Source organism: Pseudomonas pisciculturae (genome assembly GCF_015461805.1).
Lineage (GTDB): Bacteria > Pseudomonadota > Gammaproteobacteria > Pseudomonadales > Pseudomonadaceae > Aquipseudomonas > Aquipseudomonas pisciculturae.
In genome coordinates, this window is sequence record NZ_JACVZE010000003.1 from 207,163 (window position 1) to 229,594 (window position 22,432).

Annotated in this window: 20 protein-coding genes and 1 riboswitch; of the genes, 7 read left to right on the forward strand and 13 right to left on the reverse strand. The window is 61.2% G+C overall.

From position 1 onward, the window contains the following. The first annotated feature begins 74 nt into the window (after positions 1-74). Positions 75-812: an RsiV family protein gene (locus tag ICY20_RS09995; RefSeq protein ID WP_194937383.1), complete on the forward strand. Its 738-nt coding sequence runs from the start codon at positions 75-77 to the stop codon at positions 810-812. On the opposite strand, the gene cytX is transcribed toward ICY20_RS09995, so the two are convergent. Further along, positions 781-2,070 (reverse strand): putative hydroxymethylpyrimidine transporter CytX, encoded by a 1,290-nt coding sequence (gene cytX / locus ICY20_RS10000; protein WP_159959922.1) that lies wholly within the window; start codon positions 2,068-2,070, stop codon positions 781-783. The genes ICY20_RS09995 and cytX overlap by 32 nt on opposite strands. 146 nt (positions 2,071-2,216) lie before the next feature. Next, positions 2,217-4,121, reverse strand: a complete 1,905-nt coding sequence (thiC, locus tag ICY20_RS10005) for a phosphomethylpyrimidine synthase ThiC (RefSeq protein WP_228758374.1) — start codon at positions 4,119-4,121, stop codon at positions 2,217-2,219. A 150-nt stretch (positions 4,122-4,271) separates the two neighbouring features. Then, a riboswitch (TPP riboswitch) is annotated at positions 4,272-4,377 on the reverse strand. 194 nt (positions 4,378-4,571) lie between these two features. Between thiC and ICY20_RS10010 the strand changes: the two genes are divergently transcribed. After that, entirely contained in the window at positions 4,572-6,011 is a 1,440-nt protein-coding gene (locus ICY20_RS10010) for a TolC family outer membrane protein (protein ID WP_194937384.1), read from the forward strand. A 121-nt stretch (positions 6,012-6,132) separates the two neighbouring features. On the opposite strand, the gene waaA is transcribed toward ICY20_RS10010, so the two are convergent. Both waaA and ICY20_RS10020 read right to left on the reverse strand, forming a co-directional pair. Beyond that, positions 6,133-7,410 (reverse strand): lipid IV(A) 3-deoxy-D-manno-octulosonic acid transferase, encoded by a 1,278-nt coding sequence (gene waaA, locus ICY20_RS10015; RefSeq protein ID WP_194937385.1) that lies wholly within the window; start codon positions 7,408-7,410, stop codon positions 6,133-6,135. A gap of 23 nt (positions 7,411-7,433) precedes the next feature. Continuing rightward, entirely contained in the window at positions 7,434-8,324 is an 891-nt protein-coding gene (locus ICY20_RS10020; RefSeq protein ID WP_194937386.1) for a LysR family transcriptional regulator, read from the reverse strand. A 103-nt stretch (positions 8,325-8,427) separates the two neighbouring features. Here ICY20_RS10020 and ICY20_RS10025 point away from each other — a divergent pair, with 103 nt between their 5' ends. Genes ICY20_RS10025 through ICY20_RS10040 form a run of 4 tightly spaced genes read left to right on the forward strand, consistent with a single transcriptional unit; the run spans position 8,428 to position 11,796 of the window. Continuing rightward, entirely contained in the window at positions 8,428-8,763 is a 336-nt protein-coding gene (locus ICY20_RS10025; protein ID WP_024073051.1) for a DMT family transporter, read from the forward strand. Between the two features lie 55 nt (positions 8,764-8,818). Next, positions 8,819-9,994, forward strand: coding sequence for an NAD(P)/FAD-dependent oxidoreductase (locus ICY20_RS10030; protein ID WP_194937387.1), 1,176 nt, complete (start codon positions 8,819-8,821; stop codon positions 9,992-9,994). After that, entirely contained in the window at positions 9,991-10,803 is an 813-nt protein-coding gene (locus ICY20_RS10035) for an aldo/keto reductase (protein ID WP_159959910.1), read from the forward strand. Before ICY20_RS10030 ends, ICY20_RS10035 begins: the two co-directional genes overlap by 4 nt. Before the next feature lie 33 nt (positions 10,804-10,836). Beyond that, positions 10,837-11,796 (forward strand): metal ABC transporter ATPase, encoded by a 960-nt coding sequence (locus ICY20_RS10040; protein ID WP_159959908.1) that lies wholly within the window; start codon positions 10,837-10,839, stop codon positions 11,794-11,796. Positions 11,797-11,904: 108 nt separating this feature from the next. Here ICY20_RS10040 and ICY20_RS10045 read toward each other — a convergent pair whose 3' ends face one another. The 6 genes from ICY20_RS10045 to ICY20_RS10070 form a co-directional block, all read right to left on the reverse strand. Further along, positions 11,905-12,840 (reverse strand): NAD-dependent epimerase/dehydratase family protein, encoded by a 936-nt coding sequence (locus ICY20_RS10045; RefSeq protein ID WP_194937388.1) that lies wholly within the window; start codon positions 12,838-12,840, stop codon positions 11,905-11,907. Then, a complete protein-coding gene (gene hldE / locus ICY20_RS10050; protein WP_159959904.1) occupies positions 12,833-14,257 on the reverse strand; it encodes a bifunctional D-glycero-beta-D-manno-heptose-7-phosphate kinase/D-glycero-beta-D-manno-heptose 1-phosphate adenylyltransferase HldE in 1,425 nt (474 codons plus the stop codon). Before hldE ends, ICY20_RS10045 begins: the two co-directional genes overlap by 8 nt. A 103-nt stretch (positions 14,258-14,360) precedes the next feature. After that, complete coding sequence (cysC, locus tag ICY20_RS10055; RefSeq protein ID WP_194937389.1) at positions 14,361-14,969, reverse strand: adenylyl-sulfate kinase; 609 nt, start codon at positions 14,967-14,969, stop codon at positions 14,361-14,363. Then, positions 14,962-15,666, reverse strand: a complete 705-nt coding sequence (locus ICY20_RS10060) for a sulfotransferase family 2 domain-containing protein (protein ID WP_194937390.1) — start codon at positions 15,664-15,666, stop codon at positions 14,962-14,964. Before ICY20_RS10060 ends, cysC begins: the two co-directional genes overlap by 8 nt. A 152-nt stretch (positions 15,667-15,818) precedes the next feature. Beyond that, positions 15,819-17,627, reverse strand: coding sequence for a lipid A export permease/ATP-binding protein MsbA (gene msbA / locus ICY20_RS10065; protein WP_159959898.1), 1,809 nt, complete (start codon positions 17,625-17,627; stop codon positions 15,819-15,821). Between the two features lie 8 nt (positions 17,628-17,635). Further along, on the reverse strand, positions 17,636-18,811 hold the full coding sequence (locus tag ICY20_RS10070; RefSeq protein WP_159959896.1) for an O-antigen ligase family protein: 1,176 nt from the start codon (positions 18,809-18,811) through the stop codon (positions 17,636-17,638). A gap of 147 nt (positions 18,812-18,958) precedes the next feature. On the opposite strand from ICY20_RS10070, the gene ICY20_RS10075 reads away from it, so the two are divergent. Continuing rightward, positions 18,959-19,525 (forward strand): protein kinase family protein, encoded by a 567-nt coding sequence (locus tag ICY20_RS10075; RefSeq protein ID WP_194937391.1) that lies wholly within the window; start codon positions 18,959-18,961, stop codon positions 19,523-19,525. Here ICY20_RS10075 and ICY20_RS10080 read toward each other — a convergent pair. From ICY20_RS10080 to ICY20_RS10090, 3 genes are read right to left on the reverse strand one after another with little or no spacing between them, the layout of a single operon-like run. Further along, entirely contained in the window at positions 19,514-20,599 is a 1,086-nt protein-coding gene (locus ICY20_RS10080) for a glycosyltransferase (protein ID WP_194937392.1), read from the reverse strand. The genes ICY20_RS10075 and ICY20_RS10080 overlap by 12 nt on opposite strands. A gap of 53 nt (positions 20,600-20,652) precedes the next feature. Continuing rightward, entirely contained in the window at positions 20,653-21,411 is a 759-nt protein-coding gene (locus tag ICY20_RS10085; protein ID WP_159959890.1) for a glycosyltransferase family 2 protein, read from the reverse strand. Between the two features lie 49 nt (positions 21,412-21,460). Further along, positions 21,461-22,417: a glycosyltransferase family protein gene (locus ICY20_RS10090; RefSeq protein WP_159959888.1), complete on the reverse strand. Its 957-nt coding sequence runs from the start codon at positions 22,415-22,417 to the stop codon at positions 21,461-21,463. Between the last annotated feature and the right edge of the window lie 15 nt (positions 22,418-22,432).

Genomic DNA, 22,432 nt, shown 5'->3' on the forward strand with positions numbered 1-22,432 from the left:
TAGTGGCGAACTGACTGCCACGCTGGTAGTCGAAGCTGCACAATTTCGCTCTTATCGTTAGACGAAGGACACCCATGTCGCTTTTAAAAATCGCCTCCGTGGCCTGCATCGCCCTGACCCTCGGCGCCTGCCAAAGCCTGTTTCAACCGAGCTGGCGCACCCCGCTGGAAGCCACCCGCGACGCCACCGAGCAAAGCAAACCCGGTTGCGCGAGCGCCGACTGCCCGCTGGTGAATATCGACACGGTGCATTTCGCCAAGGAGCCCAAGCTGGACGCTTTGATCGAACAGCGCCTGCTGGAAATGACCCAGGCCGACCCGCTGCCCACCAGCCTTGCGACCTACTCCGAGCAGTTCCTGCGCAGCGCCGCGCCGCGCAACAGCATGTACTTGCAGGCCAAGGTACGCGAGCAGCATGACGGCTTGGTGATCATCGAGTTGTCCAGCTACCTGGACCAGGGCGCCACCCACGGCGAGCCGGGCCGCGCATTCATCAACTACTCGCGCCAGCAGCAAAAGGCCTTGTCGTTGACCGATATGCTGTTGCCAGGCAAAGAGGACGCGTTCTGGAAAGCCGCCCAGGTGGCCCACAACAGCTGGCTGATCAGCACCCGTCTGAGCCTGGAACCGGAGTTTGTGAAAACCTACCCCTTCCAGAAAACCCCGAACGTGGCGCTGACCTATGGTGGCGTGATCCTCAAGTACCCCACCACCACCATTGCACCGTATGCCTTGGGCCACGTCGAATTGCAGATCCCCTACTCGCGCCTCGACGGTATCCTCAAGCCTGAGCTGGTGCCCGCTCGCCAGTAAACGCCCGGCCAAGGATGAACTGCAGCAGCCCTGCCAGCACCAGCGCCGGCAGGGTTGCGCCGATATCCGGATACAGGTTGGCCAGCAGGTGGTAAGTCGCGATACCGCCCAACCAGGCCAACAGCGCCGGCCAGCGTAATGCGGCGACCACACCCTGGCCGCGGCGACGCAGGATGAAGTGGTCCACCAGCACCACGCCAAACAACGGCGCGAACACCGAGCCGATCAGCAGCAGGAAGTTCTGGTACTGGGCCAGCGGCGCAAAGCAGGCGATCAGGGTACAAATCACACCAATCGCAAGCGCCAGGTGCTCGACCTTCAAGCGCAACAGAATGCCGCTGGACACCGCCGCCGAGTGGATATCAGCGAAGGCGTTTTCCGACTCGTCCAGCAGGATCAGCAACAGCGGAATCCCCAGGCCCGCGCCAGCCAACGCCAGTAGCAGCGCATTCACTTCACCGCTCGGCGCAAACGCCAGGGTGTAGGCCACGCCCAGGCTCATCAGCCAGAAGTTACCGATAAAAAAGCCCAACGCGGTGCCGCCAAACACACTTTTGGCGCGCTTGCCGAACCGGGAGTAGTCGGCGATCAGCGGCAGCCATGACAACGGCATGGCAATGGCGATATCAAAACCTACCGCGAATGGCATCGAACCGTCACCGGCCTGGGCCCAGAGTGCGGCGAGGTCGGCTTTGGCGAACAGGTTCCAGGTCAGCCACAGGCACGCGGCGAGCAGCAGCCAGATGCCCCATTTGCGCAGGATCTGCCGCACAAATGTCAGCGGGCCGCTGACGGCCAGCAACGTCGCCAAGCCACCGAAAAACAGCGTCCACAGTAACGGGCTGGCCAAGAGGCTGCCGTCGCTGAACGCCCGCGCGCCCAACAGGCTGGCGGCGTCGCGCATCACGATGATTTCGAACGAGCCCCAGCCGATCAGTTGCAGCAGGTTCAACAGCGCCGGCAGGCTCGCGCCCTTGGCACCGAGGCTGAGCTTGAGCGCGGCCATGGCCGACAGGCCGGTGTCGCTGCCGATCACGCCGACGGCGGCCAGCAGCAAGACGCCCACCAGAGTGCCAAGGAAGATCGCCAGCAACGAGCCGGACAGGCCCAGGCCCGGGGCGAGCAAGGCGCCGGTTTGCAGGACCATCAGGCCGATGCCGAGGGAGAACCAGAGGGAGAAGAGGTCGCGGGCACCGAAGACTCTTTTGTCAGCGGGCACCGCGATGTCGGGGGAATAGGTGCTGGGTTGAATGCTCAAGGGGGGTATCTCTGAGGAATACTTGTTGTTTGGGAGATTGCTTTCGCGAGCAAGCCCGCTCCCACATTTTTGATCTGTGAATACATTCAAAATGTGGGAGCGGGCTTGCTCGCGAAGAGGCCGGCACAGCCTCCAACAATCCCGAATCAGACCTTCTTGTACAGCTGACTCCCTTCCTGCTTGAACCGCTCCGCCTGCTCCGCCAACCCCTTGGCCACGTCCACATCCACCGCTTCAATGCGCTGGTTGGCCGCGTACTCACGCACTTCCTGGGTGATTTTCATCGAGCAGAACTTCGGCCCACACATCGAGCAAAAATGCGCGACCTTGGCCGAGTCTTTCGGCAGGGTTTCATCGTGGTACGAACGCGCCGTGTCCGGGTCCAGGCCGAGGTTGAACTGGTCTTCCCAACGGAATTCAAAGCGCGCCTTGCTCAAGGCGTTATCGCGAATCTGCGCGCCTGGATGGCCTTTGGCGAGGTCAGCCGCGTGGGCGGCGATCTTGTAGGTGATGATCCCGGTCTTCACGTCATCCTTGTTCGGCAAGCCCAGGTGTTCCTTGGGCGTGACGTAGCAGAGCATGGCGCAGCCAAACCAGCCGATCATCGCCGCGCCGATACCGGAAGTGATGTGGTCATAGCCCGGCGCAATGTCGGTGGTCAACGGGCCCAGAGTGTAGAACGGTGCTTCGTCACAGCATTCGAGCTGCTTGTCCATGTTCTCCTTGATCAACTGCATCGGCACGTGGCCGGGGCCTTCGATCATGGTTTGCACGTCGTGCTTCCAGGCGGTCTTGGTCAGCTCGCCGAGGGTTTCCAGCTCGCCGAACTGGGCAGCGTCATTGGCGTCGGCAATCGAGCCTGGGCGCAGGCCGTCGCCGAGGGAGAAGCTGACGTCATAGGCCTTCATGATTTCGCAGATTTCGTCGAAATGCGTGTAGGTGAAGTTCTCTTTGTGGTGCGCCAGGCACCACTTGGCCATGATCGAGCCGCCACGGGAGACGATGCCGGTGACGCGCTTGGCGGTCAGCGGTACGTAGCGCAGCAGCACGCCGGCGTGGATGGTGAAGTAGTCCACGCCCTGCTCGGCTTGTTCGATCAGCGTGTCGCGGAACAACTCCCAGGTCAGGTCTTCGGCGGCGCCGCCGACTTTTTCCAGGGCCTGGTAGATCGGTACGGTGCCGATCGGCACGGGCGAGTTGCGGATGATCCACTCGCGGGTTTCGTGGATGTGCTTGCCGGTGGACAAGTCCATCACGGTGTCCGACCCCCAACGAATGCCCCAGGTCAGTTTCGCCACTTCTTCTTCGATGGACGAGCCCAGGGCGCTGTTGCCGATGTTGCCGTTGATCTTCACCAGGAAGTTACGGCCGATGATCATCGGTTCCAGCTCGGTGTGGTTGATGTTGGCCGGGATGATGGCGCGGCCGCGGGCGATCTCTTCGCGCACGAATTCAGGCGTGATGATCTTCGGCACGCTTGCACCGAAGCTGTGGCCGGCGTGTTGCTGGTCCAAAAGGCCTGCGGCGCGGGCTACTTCGAGCTTCATGTTTTCGCGGATGGCGACGTATTCCATCTCGGCGGTGATGATGCCTTTACGCGCGTAGTGCATCTGCGTGACGTTGGCACCGGCCTTGGCGCGACGCGGGTTCTTCACGTGGGCGAAGCGCAGCGCGGTCAATTCGGCATCACTGAGGCGCTGTTGGCCGAAGTGCGAGCTGAGGCCCGACAGGCGCTCGGTGTCGTTACGCACTTCGATCCACCGCGAGCGCACGTCGGCCAGGCCTTTGCGCACGTCGATGATCACGTTGGGGTCGGTATAGGGGCCGGAGGTGTCGTAGACCACCACGGGGGCGTTGATTTCACCGCCGAAGTCGGTGGGGGTCACGTCCAGGCTGATTTCGCGCATCGGCACGCGGATGTCCGGGCGAGTGCCCTGTACGTAGACTTTTTGCGAGCGGGTAAACGGCTGCACGGAGCCGGAGTCGACCTTGGCCGATTCACTCAGGTGCACGGTGTTTTTGAGTTTTGTACTTTTTATTTCTGTGCTCATCACGGACTCTCCAACATATCCAGGCGGTGGATTTTTGTCGGAGTGAACCTGAGACGGACGGATGCACTGAAAACCAATGCTGTGCTTGGCGCACGAGGGCTGCTCAATAAATGAACAACATCCCGGACGAAGCACAAGAGGACTCGCCGGGTGACGAGAAATCTTGTTCCCTACGCAGGCGCTAACCTGATCAGGTTCAACGGGATCCGGTATTTACCGATCTCAGCCTTCCAACAAGGCACCCCGACAAGAACGCGGCCAGTCTAGACCATGGCGTGGGCAAATTGCCAATAGCGGTGCATTCAGCGTGATGAATGGCGCAATTGCAGGATTGTTGCGCCGTGTAACCACCACTACACTCGGTACGGCTTCAAGGCTTGACGCTCTGGACCTGTCGCCGTAGCCTTGGCCGACAAATTATAGCCGTAATATTTACTCAGGGAACGCCTCATGCTGCGCAAACTTTCACTGGCGCTTGCCGTGTCTTGTGCGACCAACGGAATGGTCTGGGCAGCTGAAGCGCCCTTGTCCGCCAAAACTGACTTGGTCAGCGTCTACCAGGAAGCGGTGGATAACAACGCCGACCTGGCTGCCGCCCGTGCCCAATATGGCGCGCAAAAAGAAGTGGTGCCCCAGGCCCGCGCTGGCCTGCTGCCCAACCTCTCGGGCGCTGCCGATATCAACAACGTGCGCACCCAGATCGACACGCCCGCTGCCACCGCCAACCGCGATGCGCATTCCTGGCGGGCGACCTTGAGCCAGCCGCTATTCCGCGCTGATCGCTGGTTCCAGCTGCAAGCGGCCGAGGCCACCAATGAACAGGCTGCGCTGCAACTGTCTGCTACCGAACAGAACCTGATCCTGCAAAGCGCCGAAAGCTACTTTGCGGTGCTGCGTGCCCAAGACAACCTGGCCTCGACCAAGGCCGAAGAAAATGCGTTCAAGCGTCAATTGGATCAGTCCAACGAGCGCTTCGACGTGGGCCTGTCGGACAAGACCGACGTACTGCAATCCCAGGCAAGCTATGACACCGCCCGCGCCAACCGCATCCTGGCCAACCGCCAGGTCGAAGATGCGTTTGAGGCACTGATCACCCTGACCAACCGCCAGTACAACTCGATCCAGGGCATTGTCCACACGCTGCCGGTATTGCCACCGCTGCCCAATGACGCCAAGGCCTGGGTCGAAACCGCCGGCCGTCAGAACCTCAACCTGCTCGCGAGCAACTACGCGGTGACCGCTGCCGAAGAGACCCTCAAGCAACGCAAGGCCGGGCATGCCCCCACCCTGGACGCCGTGGCGCAGTATGAAAAAGGCGACAACGACGCCCTCGGTTTCAGCAACCCGAATGCCTTCGGCACGCCTTACCGTGGCGACGTAGAGCAACGCACCATCGGCTTGCGCCTGAACATCCCGATCTACAGCGGCGGGCTCACCAGCTCGCAGGTACGCGAATCCTATTCGCGCCTGGGCCAAACCGAGCAACAACGCGAAGGCCTGCGCCGCCAAGTGGTGGAAAACACCCGCAACCTGCACCGTGCGGTGAACACCGATGTGGAGCAGGTACAGGCGCGCCGCCAGTCGATCATTTCCAACCAGAGCGCGGTGGAAGCCACGGAAATCGGTTACCAGGTGGGCACGCGGAACATCGTCGACGTGCTGGATTCACAGCGCCAGCTGTATGCGTCGGTGCGCAATTACAACAACAGTCGCTACGACTACATTCTCGACAACCTGCGCTTGAAGCAGGCGGCGGGTACGTTGAATCCGGGGGATTTGCAGGATTTGGCGCGGTATCTGAAGGCGGACTACAACCCGGATCGGGACTTTTTGCCGCCGGATCTGGCCAAGGCTGCGGCTGAGCAACTCAAGGCCCGCCCAAGTTACTAAGCACACCGCATAACCCATGTGGGAGGGGGTTTGCTCCCGATTGCAGAGTGTCAGTCACTGCATCTGGTGGCTGATACGCCGCTATCGGGAGCAAGCCCCCTCCCACATTTGACCTGTGTTGTCAGTGGGTGATGAGTTTGGCCAGGCCATCCAGCAGGCGCTTCAATGCGCCCTGATTAGCCTGCATCACCTTGAGCCCCGCCTGCGCCATCTTGCGCGCATCCTGGGGCAGCTCGAACAACTGCCGTACCGCCTCGGCCAACCCCTCGGCATCATCCACCTGCCTCAACGCCCCGGCTTCGCGCATCATCGCGGTGATTTCGAGGAAGTTGAACACGTGCGGCCCCATGATCACCGGCTTCGCCAACGCCGCCGGCTCCAGCGGGTTATGCCCGCCGGTGGCGACCAGGCTGCCGCCGACAAAAGCGCTGTCGGCCAGCGCATAAAGGAACAGCAACTCACCCATGGTATCGCCGAGCAACACCGAGGTTTGTGCGGTGACCGGCTCGCCGCTGGAACGGCGCACCGTGGCAAAGCCCTCGCGCTGGCTCAGCTCGAACATCGGCCCGAAACGCTCTTGATGGCGCGGCACCAGGATCAGCAAAGCATTGGGGTAGCTGTCGAGCAACTGACGATGGGCCGCCAACACCACCTCATCTTCGCCCTCATGGGTACTGGCCGCGATCCACACCGGGCGCTCGCTGGCGCCCCACTGCTCACGCAATGCAGCGGCGCGTAGTGGCAGCTCGGGGTCGATGGTCAGGTCGAACTTGATCGAGCCGGTGACGTCGACGGTTTCCGGGCGGGCGCCCAGGCTAAGGAAGCGCTGGGCTTCGGTCTGCGTCTGTACCGCAAACAGGCTCATCTCGGCCAGCATCGGCGCGGTGAGCTTGGCGAAACGCCCGTAGCCCTTGGCCGAGCGCGCCGACAGCCGCGCATTGGCCAGGGCCACTGGAATACCGCGCGTGGCGCAGGCATGGATATGGTTGGGCCACAGCTCGGTTTCCATGATCACCGCCAGCTTGGGCTGCACACGATCCAGAAAACGCTTGGCCGCGCACGGCAAGTCATACGGCAAATAGCAGTGCTGGATGCGCGGCTCATTGGCGAATAGCGCCTGGATGCGCTCGGAACCGGTGGGCGTCATGCAGGTGACGGTGATCGGCAGCGTCGGATAACGCTCCAGCAAACCACGCACCATGGGCGCGGCGGCGATGCTCTCGCCCACCGACACCGCATGCACCCAGATGCCGCCCGGCTGCAACACCGGCAAGCCGTAGGAAAACCGCTCGCTCACACGCTTGGCGTAGGCAGGCGCCTTACGCGCACGCAGCCACAGACGTAAAGCCACCAACGGCAGCGCCAGGTAAAACAGACAGCTGTAGAGAGTTCTATTCATGGCGGCGGAGTTTATCGGCTTTTTCAGTCAATCGCCCGCAGGCACTCAGCAAAACGTTCGGCCAAAAAGCGCGCAGCGGGGCCGAGGGGTTCGTCGCGCCGCCAAACCAGCTCCACCACCAGCGCGGGCGGGGTCCATTCGCTGTCCAGTTCGACCATCTGGTTTTGGTAGGTGGGGTATTGCACCACGTGCCGGGGCAACCACGCCCAACCCAGGCCTCGCGTTAGCCATTCGGCCAATACGTAGAAGCTGTCGGCCCGCCAAACCTGCGGGCTGGCAGCCTCGCTGCCGGGGTAGACGCTGGTCTGGGTCGACATCAGTAACTGGCGATACTGCGCCAGGCCCTGGCAGTCCACGGTTTTTTGCCGGGCCAGCGGATGATTGCGACCGCACACGGTGACCATTTCCACACTGCCCACCACCCGCCGCTCCAACGCTTCGGGGATCTGGTCGTGGTAGAACAGCATGCCCAAATCCGCTTTGCGCTCCACCAGCTTACGTGCGACATCACCCTGCGCGGCACTGGAAATCTGCACTTCCAGGTTGGGAAATTGACCGGCCAACGCATCGAGGCTGTCGAGCACCGGCTGATACAGCATCGCTTCGTCCTGGGCCAGGCGCAGGCAGGCTTCTTCGCCGCGCATCAATGACATTGCCCGGCCGTTGAGGCGTTCGCATTGGCGCAAGACTTCCCTGGCCTCTTCAAGCAGCACCGTGCCCGCTTCGGTCAACCGCGGCTGGCGGCCACTGCTGCGCTCGAACAGGCTCAGGCCGAGGTCGGCTTCCAGCAGGGCAATGCCGGTGCTGACTGCCGATTGCGCCTTGCGCTGGTCCCGCGCCACCGCCGAAAACGAACGCTGCTCGGCGACGCTGACAAACAGGCGCATCTGCTCCAGGTTCCACTGCACACTCATGGCTCAACCCATCTTTTATTCGGATAGGTAATGACTTTACCCCATCTGACAAAGCCCTAAAATGCCGACCTTATCAAATGCGCTCCACACCGAGGACTACCCCATGAACCCTGCCTACTACTACCTGGCTATCGCCATCTGCTCGGAAGTGATCGCTACCGTATCCATGAAAGCCATCAAGGGCTGGAGTACGCCCATCCCGTTGTTGCTGGTAATTGTCGGCTACGGCGTGGCGTTCTGGATGCTGACCCTGGTAGTGCGCACCGTGCCGGTGGGCGTGGCCTACGCGGTATGGGCCGGCATGGGCATCGTGATGGTCAGCATCGCGGCGCTGTTTATCTACGGGCAGAAGCTCGACCTGCCGGCGATGCTGGGCATGGGCCTGATCGTACTGGGCGTGGTGGTGATTCAACTGTTCTCGAAAACCGCCGGGCACTGACCGCCACTCAACAGCCTGTATACTGCGCCTCTTGTCTTGAACACTGAGGTCGCCCATGCCATCCGTTATTTCCACCGACGTTCTGATTGTCGGCGCCGGGGTTGCTGGCCTCTGGCTGAACGCACGCCTGCGTGGCCAGGGGTTTTCCACGGTCGTGGTGGAAAGCGCCACCTTGGGTGGCGGGCAAAGCGTGAAGTCCCAGGGGATCATTCACGGCGGTGCGAAATATGCACTGCACGGCGCCCTTACCGGTGCGTCCGAAGCGATCGCCGACATGCCACGCCGCTGGCGCGAAGCCCTGGCGGGTAACGGCGAACTGGATCTGACCGGCGTGCGCTTGTTGTCCGAGGCCCATTACCTGTGGTCCCCCGGCACTATCGCCGGCAACCTCACCAGCTTCTTTGCCAGCAAGGCCGTGCGCGGCCGTGTCGACCAGGTCAAGGGCGACGACCTGCCGCCGGCCCTGCAAGACCGCCGCTTCAAGGGCAAGGTCTATCGCTTGGCCGAATTGGTTGTGGACGTGCCGAGCCTGATCGAACGCCTGGCGCAACTGGCGGGCGACAGCTTGCTCGCCGGGCAGCACATCGAACCGCTGCTGGATGGCAACAAACTGGTGGGCTTGAAGGTCGATGGCCGTGACATCCAAGCCCAGCGCATTGTTTTAAGCGCCGGCGGCGGCACTGCGGATTTGCTCACTGCCCTGGGCTTGAGCAAGCCCGCCATGCAAAAACGCCCGCTGCACATGATCATCGCCAAAGGCCCGGGCTTGAAGCCGCTGTACGCCCACTGCCTGGGCGGTGGCACCAAGCCGCGTATCACCATCACCACGCACCCGGCCGCCGATGGCAACTGGGTGTGGTACATGGGCGGCGACATTGCTGAGTCCGACGGCGTGGCGCGCACGCCCGAAGCGCAGATCGCCACGGCCCGGCAAGAGCTGGCGCAGTTGTTGCCGTGGATTGATATGAGCCAGACCCAATGGGCCACCCTGCGTGTCGACCGTGCCGAGCCGCTGCAAACCGGCTTGAGCCGCCCCGACAATGCCTTCGTCTTTGAGGAAGGCCGCTTGCTGGTGGGTTGGCCGACCAAACTGGCACTGGCGCCAGACTTCGCCGACCGGGTGATCAACAGCCTGGAACGTGACGGTATCCGCCCAAGCCCAACCGAGCCGTTACCCGAGCTGCCAAAACCCGCCATCGGCGTACCTGCCTGGGAGCAATTGTTGCCATGAGCCTGCCAACCCTGCACGACCTGCACCGCCCCCTGGGCAGCACCGGCCTGCTGGTGTCGCCGCTGGGCCTGGGCACCGTCAAGCTGGGCCGCGACCAGGGGGTGAAATACCCCAATGGTTTCCAGATTCCGGATGACGACGCCGCCCGCATGCTGTTGCGCCAGGCCCGTGAGCTGGGCATCAACCTGATCGACACTGCGCCAGCCTATGGCATGAGCGAAGAACGTCTGGGCCCGCTATTACGTGGCCAGCGCAAGGACTGGGTGATTGTCAGCAAGGTGGGTGAAGAATTCGAAAACGGCGTGTCCAGCCACGATTTCAGCGCGGCCCACACCCGGATATCGATTGAACGCAGCTTGAAACGACTTGAAACGGATTTTATCGACCTAGTGCTGGTGCACTCCGACGGCGACGACCTGCACATCCTCAATGATTGCGAGGTATACCAGACCCTGGCGGCGTTGAAACAGGAAGGCAAAATCCGCGGTTTCGGTTTTTCCGGCAAAACCGTCGAGGGTGGCGTGAAGGCTCTGGAGCAAGGTGATTGCGCCATGGTCACCTACAATTTGAACGAACAGACCGAGAAAGCCGTCATTGATTATGCGGCGGCCCACGGCAAGGGCATCCTGGTGAAAAAAGCCCTGGCCAGTGGCCACGTTTGCCTGGAACCTGGAGTGGATCCAATACACGCCAGTTTCAAGCTGTTGTTTGCGCAAACCGGCGTCGCCAGTGCTATTGTCGGGACCATCAATCCGCTGCACCTGGCCCATAACGTGGCGACTGCTGCCAAGGTCATTCGTCAACTCTGATGCCGCCGACCCCGTCGCAAGGAAGGAGCCGACATGCCGCGAACGCTCATAAGAAAAAACCCCAGCAACTTCAAAACACTGCCCCTGCACGTCGAAGCCACCCCCGAAGGCCTGAGCTACCAGAGCGTCGGCATGCCGCTCAACTTTGCCCAGACCCTGCAACGCCGCAAACCGGTCGAGGTGCCAGACGCCGAGCGCTTCGCCCTGGAGTTGGCCAACCTCGGCGTATCGGTGCGACTGACTCTGCATTGGCAGAACCGCGATTACTGGGTGTTGGTGCGCCAACGCCGCCAGGACCGTGGCGATGTGGTGCTCAAGCTGATCTCCGGCTACGTCCCGGCCCACGAACTGAACCTGCCGCTGCACACGGCCATCCAGGAAATTGCCGAAGAATGCCTGCTGGAGACACCCGAAGGCTGGCTCAGCGGGCGCTTTAACGACACCTGGCTGCCGGCGCCCTACTCCGCCGCACTGCATTACCGCGAAGCGCTGCCGTTTCGCTTGAGCCCGCTGTCCGGCGCAGCACGCCCGGTGCGCTGCGCCACCACCCAGCTGATCGAGCGCCCACGGGCCTACGTGCATCTGCCTACCGCATCGTTACAACTGATTTACGACCTGCGCCTGGAAGTGCCCAAGGAAGCCAAATCCCTGAGCCTGTTTCATGTCGACGAACGCTTGGAAGGTGACCAGTTGGTGGCGCGCCTGGACCGTCAGCGTCCCGACCTGTACTTGATGCCACTCAAAGACGGCCAGCCGCTGGCCGAGCTGTATACCGTCAAGAAAGACCAGCTCTACCCGGCCAGCACGCGCGGCTTGTACCTGGCGGAAAGCTTCGCCCAGCAAGAGGGCTGGTTGGTGCGCGATGAGCGGATTCGCTGGAAGGATTGGCTGCGCCAACAGGGTTTGGCGGAGCCGGAGAAAGAGTCCAAGCTCAAGCGCCTGGCACAGCGCGTGTTGCGCAAGATAACGCCGAAGAAGAAGGCCAAGGCCTGACGTAATCTACTGTGGGAGCTGGCTTGCCTGCGATGGCATCACCTCGGTGCAACAGATACACCGAGTCGCCTGTATCGCAGGCAAGCCAGCTCCCACATTTGATCGTATTCAGCCGTTGAGCAAGTGTTCCAGGCCGACCTTTAGCGGTGTCGGCTCGGGCAACGTGAAGCTGGCCAGCAAGCGCTGGTTATTGGCCCGCGAATGCTTGATGTCCCCCGAGCGCGCAGGCCCGTAGGTCACGGCGGGCAAACTGCCGACCGCTTCTTCCAACGCCTGCAACACCTGCTTGAGGGTGGTAGTGCGGTTCCAGCCGACATTGATCGCGCCCAACGGCGCATCCGGTGCTTCAATAGCCTGCACCAGCAGGTCGACCAGGTCGCCCACGTACATGAAGTCACGGGTTTGCTCGCCGTCGCCAAACACGGCAATCGGCAGACCCTGTTGGACACGCTCGCTGAAGATACTGATCACGCCGGAATACGGCGAGGACGGGTCTTGGCGCGGCCCGAAGATGTTGAAGAACCGAAAAATCACCGGCTCCAGGCCATGCTGGCGACGATAGAAGTCGAAGTAATGCTCACCAGCCAACTTGTCGGACGCATAGGGCGTCAATGGCGCCTTGGTGGTCTCTTCGTCAATCGAGGCCCCTTCGCCGTTGTTGCCATACACCGCCGCGCTGGAGGCATACACCACACGCTTGACGCCGGCTTTACGCATCGCTTCGCAGACGTTCAAGGTGCCCACAAAGTTGCTCTGATGCGTGCTGACCGGGTCGTCCACCGAGGCCTGCACCGAGGCCACGGCGGCCAGGTGCACAACGGCCGTTGCGCCGACAGCGGCACGCGCCACCAGCTCGGCATCCGCCACATCGCCTTCGAGCAACTCGACCCGCGGGTTGCCCAGCGCCAGGTTGCTGCGCTTGCCGGTGGACAGGTTATCCAACACCCGCACGCCATAGCCCTTGGCAACCAATGCATCCACCAGGTGCGAGCCGATAAAGCCCGCGCCGCCGGTGATCAGGACCCACTTATCAGCGTTACTCATTGTTGCGAATCTTCTCGACAATCGCCGTGGTCGAGCTGTTCTCAACCAGGCCCAACACTTTGACCGTGCCGCCATAGGCGCTGACAATATCGGCGCCGACCACTTGGTCGACGGAGTAGTCACCGCCCTTGACCAGCACGTCTGGTTTGACCTGAGCCAGCAGGTTTTCGGGGGTCGCTTCCGGGAAGCTGATCACCCAGTCCACCGCGCCCAAGCCTGCCAGTACCGCCATGCGGCGGTCGACACTGTTGATCGGACGGCCCGGGCCTTTAAGGCGACTGACCGATGCGTCGTCATTGACCGCTACGATCAGGCGATCCCCTTGGGCGCTGGCCTGCTCCAGGTAAGTCACGTGACCGGCGTGCAGGATGTCGAAACAGCCGTTGGTGAACACAATGCTTTCACCATGGGCGCGTGCATCGTCAATCGCCAGCAGCAATTGCTCGATGGTCAGCACGCCACGTTCCGAGCCTTCGGAGCGCTGGATGGCACGGCGCAATTCAGGCGCGCTGATGGCAGCGGTACCCAGCTTGCCCACCACAATGCCCGCCGCCAGGTTGGCCAGGGCCACGGCGTGGGGCAGTTCTTCACCGGCCGCAATCGAGGCGGCCAAGGTGGAGATCACCGTGTCACCGGCACCGGTAACGTCGAACACTTCACGGGCCCGCGCCGGCAGGTGCATGGCCGGGTGGCCAGGACGCAGCAGGGTCATGCCGTGCTCGCCACGGGTCACCAGCAAGGCGCCCAGGTCGAGATCGGCCATCAACGCCGCACCCTTGCTCACCAACTCGTGCTCGTCGGCGCAACCGCCAACGATGGCTTCGAACTCGCTCAGATTCGGGGTGATCAGGCTGGCGCCTCGATAAATCGAGAAGTCCTTGCCCTTGGGATCGGCCAGCACAGGAATGCCCTTGGCCTTGGCGGCCTGGATCAGTACCTGGTGGTTTTTCAACGCGCCTTTGCCGTAGTCGGACAACACCAGCACCTTGATGCCTTCGAGCAACTCGTCGACCTGGCCGCTAAGGGCCAGGGCGTCGGTAGCGAAGGGTTCTTCGAAATCGATACGCAGCAATTGCTGGTGACGGCTCATGACCCGCAGCTTGACGATGGTCGGCTGGTGGGCAATACGCTGGAACAGCGCGCGCACGCCGGCACCGCGCAGGCTGTTGGCCAGGCTGTCGGCGGCTTCGTCGTCGCCGGTCACACCCACCAGGGAGGCCGGTGCGCCGAGGGCGGCTATGTTTAGGGCAACGTTGGCAGCGCCACCTGGACGGTCTTCGATTTGCTCGACCTTGACTACCGGTACCGGCGCCTCAGGGGAAATCCGTGAGGTACCACCATGCCAGTAACGGTCGAGCATGACATCGCCGACCACCAAGACAGGGGCTTGATCGAATCGCGGCATGGACAACTTCATGGAGCAACCCACATACAAAATGAACAGGGGCGCGATATTAGCACAGGGTGAGCGCCGGCTCGTTCGAGAGCTTTATCTGTCAGGCATCGGGCGGCACAACTGGTCACTTTTTAAACAAAGTCGCCAGAATTTGGTCCACGGCGTCGCTGAGTTCGACTTCGTCGGTGTTGATCACGCAGTCCGCCAGGGTCGGCGCCTCATAGGGGCTGTCCAGGCCGGTGAAGGCTTTGATGCGCCCTTCCAGCGCCAGGCGGTAAAGCCCCTTGGGGTCGCGCCGCGCGCATACGTCGAACGGCGTGCTGACGTAGACCTCAAAAAACTGCTGCGGCCCAAACAAGCCCCTGGCAGTAGCGCGGTCGATGCTGAACGGCGAAATCGCCGAGACGATCACGATCAACCCCGCGTCTACCATCAGCCGCGCCACTTCGCCGATGCGCCGGATATTTTCCTTGCGCGCCGCATCGGTCATGCCCAGGTCATTGCACAGGCCGGTGCGCAGGTTATCGCCGTCGAGCACAAAGGTATGCCGCCCCTGCTCGCTGAGTCGCACTTCCAGGGCATTGGCCAGGGTCGATTTGCCCGAGCCAGACAACCCCGTCAGCCACAGGCAGCACGGCTGCTGCTGTTTGAGCGCCGCCCGCGCGGCCACCGATAACGACAAGGCAAAGGGACGAATAGAAGCAGAACCACCGGCAAGCGACTGGCTATTCATAACCCAACACCTCGTAGTCACGTTGATAGGCACGCCTGACCAGGCGGCGCGTTCGTAGGGTGCAAAAGTCCCGGACCGGTTCGTTGCGCCGCTCCAGGGAAACATTCAAATGTGGCAGGGAGGTTTCCACGCCAAGGCGCTCGCACAGGTGCTGGAAGTCTTGCTGCAACGACTCTTGTCGGCCCAGAAAGTCCATCGCCATCTGGCCCATCTGATCGACCAAAAAATCGGTCTGGGGCGCAAAGTGCAACTGGCGACGCAGGTTGTCCGGGTGCAGCCAGCCGGCGACGAAGTGATCGAAGTCGCGATAATGGGCGACCAGCGCCTGGGCTTGCAGGTCGCGCTCGCCCATGCGGTTGTTGCGCAGGTAGGCGTACGCCGAGTAGGCGCGCTCCAGCGGGTCGCGCACAAAGGCAAACTTGAAACTGCGCTCGCAGTGCTGCGGGAATTGCTGCTCGTACCAGTAATACGGCAGATGCCCCGGCCAGCGCCCGTCGAGCAACGCCGAGCACACGCTGCTGCCCGCGCATTTGGGCACGTGGATAAACACGCACTTATGCCGCTCGAAGCCAGACGGCAGTGTGGTCAGCGCCGACAGGGACTTGTTGACCGCCTGCCGATCCACCACCGACAAACGCCCCAGCAAAAACACCCTCTGAGGCTTGGGGAGGAGTTTCCAGAACAGACGTTGCAACATTCCATTACCCACGCAAGAAGGTTAGCCCTCTCGTTCGTCATTCGAATCGAGGAGGCCAACATAACAAACGATAGGCAGCGAATTATGTGGCTTTGGTAAAGCCTGTAAGGGGCTTGATACAAAAAACGGGGCGCATTGCGCGCCCCGTTCCATTAGGTGATGTTGGCCGTTACCGGCTCATCCAACCCCATGGCGTGCAGGCGGGAGTAATAGCCCCCCAACGCCAGCAGTTCGACATGTGTACCACGCTCGACAATTTCACCGTGATCCATCACCAGAATCAGGTCGGCTTTCTCGATAGTGGACAGTCGGTGCGCGATCACCAGGGTGGTGCGCCCCTTCATGACCTTGTCCAGCGCCGCCTGGATGTGGCGCTCGGATTCGGTATCCAAGGCCGAAGTCGCCTCGTCCAGAATCAGCAGCGGGGCATTTTTCAGCAACGCCCGGGCGATCGCCAAACGCTGACGTTGGCCACCAGAGAGCAGCACACCGTTTTCACCGACTTCAGTGTCCAGGCCCTTGGGCAGCTCGGAAATGAAGTCCATGGCATAGGCATCTGCGGCCGCTTTTTCGATGTCTTCACGCGGCGCGCTCGCCAAGTCGCCATAGGCGATGTTGTTGGCCACGGTGTCGTTGAACAACGTGACATGCTGGGTCACTTGAGCTACGTGCTTACGCAGGTTGCGCAGGCGGTAGTCCTCGATCTCCACTTCATCGAGCAGAATCTCGCCGTTTTCATGGTGATAGAAGCGTGGGATCAGCGCAGCCAGGGTGGACTTGCCACTGCCCGAACGGCCGACCAACGCCACCATCTGGCCCGGCGCGGCAGTGAAGCTGATGCTCTTGAGCACTTCGCGCTCGGTGCCGGGGTAGGTGAAGCTCAGGTTGCGTACTTCCAGATGGCCGCTGACCCGATCTTTTTCCACGGTGCCATTGTCGGCTTCCGGCTCGACATCCAGTTGCTCGAAGATGCTTTCGGCACCGGCGACGCCCTTCTGGATGGTCGAACTGACTTCCGACAACTGCCGGATCGGCTTTGGCAGCAAGCCCGCAGCCGTGATGTAGGCCACCAGGTCGCCGGCCGTAGCGTCGCCCCGCAGGAACAGCACCAAAAACATCAGTGCCGCCATGGCGGTGTAGATCACCAGTTGCAGCATGGGGGTGTAGACCGCGCCGGTCTTGGTCATGCGCATCTGTTTTTCGGTGTTGCTTTGGCTGGCCTTGGCAAAGCGCTGTTCTTCGTAGGTTTCCCCACCGAAGCTGCGCACCACGCGGTAGCCCTGGATCGTCTCCGAGGCCACGTGGGTCACGTCGCCCATCGCCACCTGGATTTTCTTGCTCTGCTTACGGAATTTCTTGCTGGTGCTACCCACCATCATGGCAATAATCGGCAGGATCGCCAGCATCACCAGGGTGAGCTTCCAGTTCATCCACAGCAGGTAACCGAACAGGAACACCACCGTCAGGCCTTCGCGGATCACGACTTTGATCGCATCCGTGGCAGCGCCGGTGACCATGGTCACGTTAAAGGTGATGCGGGAGATCAGGTGCCCGGAGCTGTGGGTGTCGAAATAGCGGTTGGGCAATACCAACAGCTTGTTGAACAACTGCACACGCAGGTCGTGGACCAGCCCCAGGGAGACCTTGGCCAGGTAGTAGTTACCCAAGAACGACCCCAGCCCCTGCCACGCGGCGATCAGCACGATCAGCAGCGGCACGGCCATCAGCAGTTTCAGGTCTTTGAGGTACGGGACACTGGGGAAAAACACCACGTCCGGGTTGCTCAGGCCATCAACGAAATACTTGAGAATCCCGGCCAGCATGGGCTGGGTGGACGCGAACATCACGAAACCGACGATGCTCACCAGGAACATGCCGATGTACGGTTTCACATAGCCCAGCAGCCTGAAATAAATTTTCAGGCTGGATTCCTGTTCCGCTTTAGGCGGTGCATCACTCATTGTTGAGCTCACTGAATAGGTAGGGCGGCAACTTTATCACAAGCGTCAGGTTTGGCCCGCGCCCAGACCAACACACTGGCCAGTGCCACCGGCAACCAGGTGATAAACCATTCGGCGCGAGGTGTACCCGTGAGGCTAGCAGCATCGAACTGCATCGCCAGCGCGGAAAACACCCACATCCCGATGATGCCTTTGCCGTAGGCCGTGTCACGCGCCTTCCAGGCTTGCCACAGCACGCCAAACCATACGGCGGACCAAAGGAGCAGACCTGGCAGGCCCAGCTCGATCGTCACGTGGGTGAACAGGTTGTGGGAGTGATCGAAAAAACGGTCCTGCCATGGCACAACATAAGCACTGCCCAAGCCCAAGCCCGTCCAAGGGTGCTCAGAAATCATCTGCAGGGCCGACATAAAAATCTGCGGCCGGTAAGACGCGCCCCGCATCATTGACGATTGCATGGCCACAAAGACCACGACCGCCGCCACTGCCGCTGCAATAGCGATCATCGTGCTGCGACGGTCACGGCTCCACAGAGGCATGGCCACCACACTCAACAACAACGCCAGCGCGGCACCACGGCTTTGGCTTGCCACCACAAACAGGCCGAGCAGCGCGACTGCCAGCAGAGCGGCCACTTGCATCCAGCGCCCACGAGGCACCCAGTGCAGCATCCAGGTGGCAGCCAGACCGATCACATAAGCGCCCAAAATCGGATGGGACAGTTGGCCCAGCCCCTGAAGACGTGCAGTCCAGACGTTACCCTCAAGGCCATAGAACTTGATCATCGCCAACAGCGCAGACAGCGCCAGGCCAAAGCCACCCCACTGCATCACACGAATGATTCGTTGAGGCTGCCCGCCGCCGAGCACCGGGAAAAACAGCAGGAATACACCGATATAGAGCAGCCGCTTGGCCTCCCGCGAACCGTCTTCGGCGCTGGTCCAAAACAGGCTGACCAAACTCCAGACCGCCAGCAGACAAAGCGTCACGCAAACCCAGCGCTGCTCGCGCCAGACTTCCTTGAGCCGCTCGCGGGCCGACCAGGCAAACACCATGGCCGGCAACCACAGAAACAGGGTCAAGCCTTGCTGATAAATCTTGTTGGTTGGCGCGAAGGCAATGGCCAGCAAAAACCAAAGCAACCCGAAAACCATCCATACCTGCGCCCAACGACTTGCGTGCATCACTTGCTCCTAATACGGCCAACCTGCCAACCCGGCATGGTTAAAATCCAAAACTTTCGGCATCATTGCCGACCACTGCGCCCGCGACTTCCACAAGGCTTTTCGACGATGCAATGCTCAAGGCTTTCCCAAGCCGCTTTAAACACGATGATTGCCGACGCCAGAATCCTGGAGAAGGACAGCTACGGCCCCAAAGTCTACCTGCTGACGGACGGGAACATTCTGAAACTGTTTCGCCGCAAACGGTTTTTTTCCTCGGCGCTGCTTCGCCCGTACTCCAAGCGTTTTATCGACAACGCGCTCGAACTGCAAAAGCGCGGCATTCCTACCCTGACCGTCCTTGAAAGCTATCAACTGGAAGCGCCCGGCATGACGGCCGTGCTGTATCGCCCACTGCCGGGCGAGACGCTGCGCCAGCTGTCCAACAAGGAAGGCTTCGACTGGCAACACAACCTTGAGCCGTTGGTGGCGCTGATTCGCCGGCTGCATGAAGCGGGCATCTACTTCCGTTCACTGCACCTGGGCAACGTTGTCGTGACGCCCGACAACCAGATGGGCCTGATCGACGTCGCTGATATGCGCTTCCTGCGCGCACCGCTGAGCCCAGCATTGGTCAGGCGCAACCTGCAGCACTTCGCCCGCTATATTGCGCGCGAGAAGCTGAACGAACGCTTTCCAATGCAAGCACTGGAAAAGGCGCTGTTACCGGGTTGAAAACAGACGGCGGGCGGTGGTAGTGAAATCCTGCCAGGCCTGCTCTGGCGCCAAGGCCTGTAGCTGGCCCGCCGCGACGGCGCCAGGGTCAGCCGAGAAAGCCCGCTGCATAAGTTGCACCCAAGCCTTGACGTCATCAGCCGGCGCGTACCAGCCGGTTTCGGCCACTTGCTCGCGGAACACCGCCAGCTCGCTGGTCAGCACGGGAACACCGGCCATCACCGCCTCTTGCAGCACCAGCCCCAAGCCCTCCGACGAAGACGGAATCGCCATCCAGTCGAATGCCCGGTACAGGCTCGCTGCATCCTCCAAATGCCCAGAGAGCAACACTTTGCCGCGCAAGCCGAGACGTTCGACCTGCGCTTCAAGGTCGGCCCGCCCAGCCCCTTCGCCAATAATCACCAGTCGCAAATCAGGCTGTTGCTCCGATAGACGGGCGAAGGCGTCCAGCAAACAGGCAAAGCCTTTGCTACTCACCAACCGCCCAACGGCACCCAGCACCGGCGCATCGCCGGGCGACAGGCCAAGACGCGCACGGGCCTGATCTCGGGGCAGCATTGCGGCGACAAACGCCCCAGGGTCGAACGCACTGCGCAGCACAGCAACAGGTCGCTGCAAGCTCTGTTGCAGCGACGCAGCGAGGGTCTGCGACACCGCCGCCACGGTCAGCCGGGCGTCTGAAAACTGTGCGAACAACTCACGATCGCTGCTGCGCAGGCGCGTCTCACCATGAAACAGCACCACAGCTCGCACGTCGGGCAAAGCGTTGAGCACCGGCAGCAGCGCCCGGGCAACACCAATCCCATCCAGCAATACCACCTTCACGTCTTGCGGCAGCGCACGGCGAAAACGCGCGCGCATGCGTGGAATCAACAGCTTCCACAGGTGACGCCCCTTGAGCTGGGCAGACGAGAGGTTCCACTCGACGGCCACTTCACCCGCTTGCGCACCGCCCTGTAGCAACCAGGTATGAACAGGTGCACCGCACTCGATAGCGGCAAGCACTTGCCGATGAACCTTCTGCACAGACGCGAATGCAGAACCACCGGCCCACATAATATTAAGAATGCTCATTGACTAATTCGAACCTTCTGCGACGTTCTGGTTGCGTGCGGTAAAAAAACCAATCAGATAAACCAACCAACGCCGATACCCAGCAGCAACATCACCACCAACTTGACGCGCTCGCGCCGCTTGCGCCGAGCCTTGATCACGCGCTCGGCCGATGTCGATACATGCAACCCGAAGCCGGTGTGCAACACCGCATCGCCCTCAAGGGTTACAGCCATCAGGTTCAACTCGGCATACCGCCGGGACAGCCCCTTTTCCCCCTCAAACCCTGCATAGGGAGCACACAACGCATATTCCTTGAGCCGTCGCAGGCCGGGGTTCAGGGAAAATGCCTGCCATTCAGGCTTGTCGGAGATCAGCGGGTAACACGGCACTGCACCAATCAGCTCACGTGGCCCCAGGCGAATATAGGGGCTGTGTACCTGCAAGTCGTAGACAAAATTTCGCAACCACACCTGAAGAATATCCGGGCGCAGCTCCAGAATCGTCTTGGAGTCCTCGACAAACCCCGGGCGGTAGAATTCCCAATCATCTTCACAGTGGAAAATATAGGGGGTTTTTACCGACGCATAGGCCAGGTCGATAGATGCCAGTTGCCCAAGCTTGGGGCGGTTGACGAAGAACGTGCAATGCTCCCGCCAATGCTCAGGGATCGCCTGGCGCACTGCATCATCGCCGGAGTCTTCGGTAATGAACACTTCACGGATGGGCGCCGTATTGAACCGGTCGAAACTCTCGAGCGTGCGTTGCAACAGATCGAATCGACCACAACTGGTCACCACGAGTGTTATGTCGCTTTGATCGGAGAATTGCATTTTTCGCCTCAACAGTATCATAGGGCCACCATCCGTGGCCGCACTCACGTTAAACACCCAGCTTCAGGCGCAACCTTTCGAGCAGACTCAATGCCGCGCGCGGGCGCAGCGGCGGTTGGAGCGCTTCAACGATGCGCTGGCCGATTCGGGCAAAGCTGAACTGGCTGACGGCCAGCGCCTGCCCGTTACGCGCGATATCGGCCGCCAACCCAGGGTTGGCGCGCAATACGGCCAGTTTTTCCTGCAACTGTGGAATGTCCTTGTAGAACACCACGTTGACCATGTCTTCAAAGCCCAGGGCCGCATTTTCTGCAGCACCCTGATCAAACGCCAGCAATACGCAGCCGCAGGCCATGGCTTCGAAATTCTTGATCATGTACTCGCCCATGCCCACATCGGCACTGACGAAAAAGCGTATGCGGTTGAGGGTCGCGCAGTATTCCTCACCGGATTTGGTGCGCGTCACCACCAACGGCTCCACCTGCGCCAGCTCATCGAGCAGCGCCTTGCGACCGCTGTAGGCCACGCTGTTGGTGCTGCCGACAAACGCCAGCTCGATATCGCGCTCCCGCGCCTGCGGTTGCAACAGCGCCTGATCGTAACCCTTGGGCACAAACACCGCGTCAAAGCCTTCTTCGCGCAAGCGCTCGGTGACCATGAAGCCCGAGCTGATCACCCGCACCCACGGCAGGCGGCGGTAGTGCGCGCTGAATTTGCCGGTGTACTTGCAGGGGATGTAATTCTGATAGGCGTCGTGTTCGAGGATCACCAGGTTGGGGATCGTGCGGATAAACGCAGCCTGACGGATTTCCTGCTTGAAGCGCAGGAAGAACACGATGCGGTCGTAGCGAGTCACGTCGACCTCGCGTCGAAAGTACCCGCGCAGGTTGCGTTGCTCGGCGCTGCTCAACCAACGGGTATCGCATTCACAGTGCTCGGCCACACCCTCGTACAGCCGATCCAGGATGGCGCGCTGTTCTTTCTGCACCAGAAATAAAACTTTCATGCTCTTCCTTTCACA

Coding starts and splice junctions, on each gene's coding strand:
- ICY20_RS09995 (WP_194937383.1), top strand. CDS start 75: ATGTCGCTTTTAAAAATCGCCTCCGTGGCCTGCATCGCCCTGACCCTC.
- thiC (WP_228758374.1), bottom strand. CDS start 4,121: ATGAGCACAGAAATAAAAAGTACAAAACTCAAAAACACCGTGCACCTG.
- ICY20_RS10010 (WP_194937384.1), top strand. CDS start 4,572: ATGCTGCGCAAACTTTCACTGGCGCTTGCCGTGTCTTGTGCGACCAAC.
- waaA (WP_194937385.1), bottom strand. CDS start 7,410: ATGAATAGAACTCTCTACAGCTGTCTGTTTTACCTGGCGCTGCCGTTG.
- ICY20_RS10020 (WP_194937386.1), bottom strand. CDS start 8,324: ATGAGTGTGCAGTGGAACCTGGAGCAGATGCGCCTGTTTGTCAGCGTC.
- ICY20_RS10025 (WP_024073051.1), top strand. CDS start 8,428: ATGAACCCTGCCTACTACTACCTGGCTATCGCCATCTGCTCGGAAGTG.
- ICY20_RS10030 (WP_194937387.1), top strand. CDS start 8,819: ATGCCATCCGTTATTTCCACCGACGTTCTGATTGTCGGCGCCGGGGTT.
- ICY20_RS10035 (WP_159959910.1), top strand. CDS start 9,991: ATGAGCCTGCCAACCCTGCACGACCTGCACCGCCCCCTGGGCAGCACC.
- ICY20_RS10040 (WP_159959908.1), top strand. CDS start 10,837: ATGCCGCGAACGCTCATAAGAAAAAACCCCAGCAACTTCAAAACACTG.
- ICY20_RS10045 (WP_194937388.1), bottom strand. CDS start 12,840: ATGAGTAACGCTGATAAGTGGGTCCTGATCACCGGCGGCGCGGGCTTT.
- hldE (WP_159959904.1), bottom strand. CDS start 14,257: ATGAAGTTGTCCATGCCGCGATTCGATCAAGCCCCTGTCTTGGTGGTC.
- cysC (WP_194937389.1), bottom strand. CDS start 14,969: ATGAATAGCCAGTCGCTTGCCGGTGGTTCTGCTTCTATTCGTCCCTTT.
- ICY20_RS10060 (WP_194937390.1), bottom strand. CDS start 15,666: ATGTTGCAACGTCTGTTCTGGAAACTCCTCCCCAAGCCTCAGAGGGTG.
- msbA (WP_159959898.1), bottom strand. CDS start 17,627: ATGAGTGATGCACCGCCTAAAGCGGAACAGGAATCCAGCCTGAAAATT.
- ICY20_RS10070 (WP_159959896.1), bottom strand. CDS start 18,811: ATGCACGCAAGTCGTTGGGCGCAGGTATGGATGGTTTTCGGGTTGCTT.
- ICY20_RS10075 (WP_194937391.1), top strand. CDS start 18,959: ATGATTGCCGACGCCAGAATCCTGGAGAAGGACAGCTACGGCCCCAAA.
- ICY20_RS10080 (WP_194937392.1), bottom strand. CDS start 20,599: ATGAGCATTCTTAATATTATGTGGGCCGGTGGTTCTGCATTCGCGTCT.
- ICY20_RS10085 (WP_159959890.1), bottom strand. CDS start 21,411: ATGCAATTCTCCGATCAAAGCGACATAACACTCGTGGTGACCAGTTGT.
- ICY20_RS10090 (WP_159959888.1), bottom strand. CDS start 22,417: ATGAAAGTTTTATTTCTGGTGCAGAAAGAACAGCGCGCCATCCTGGAT.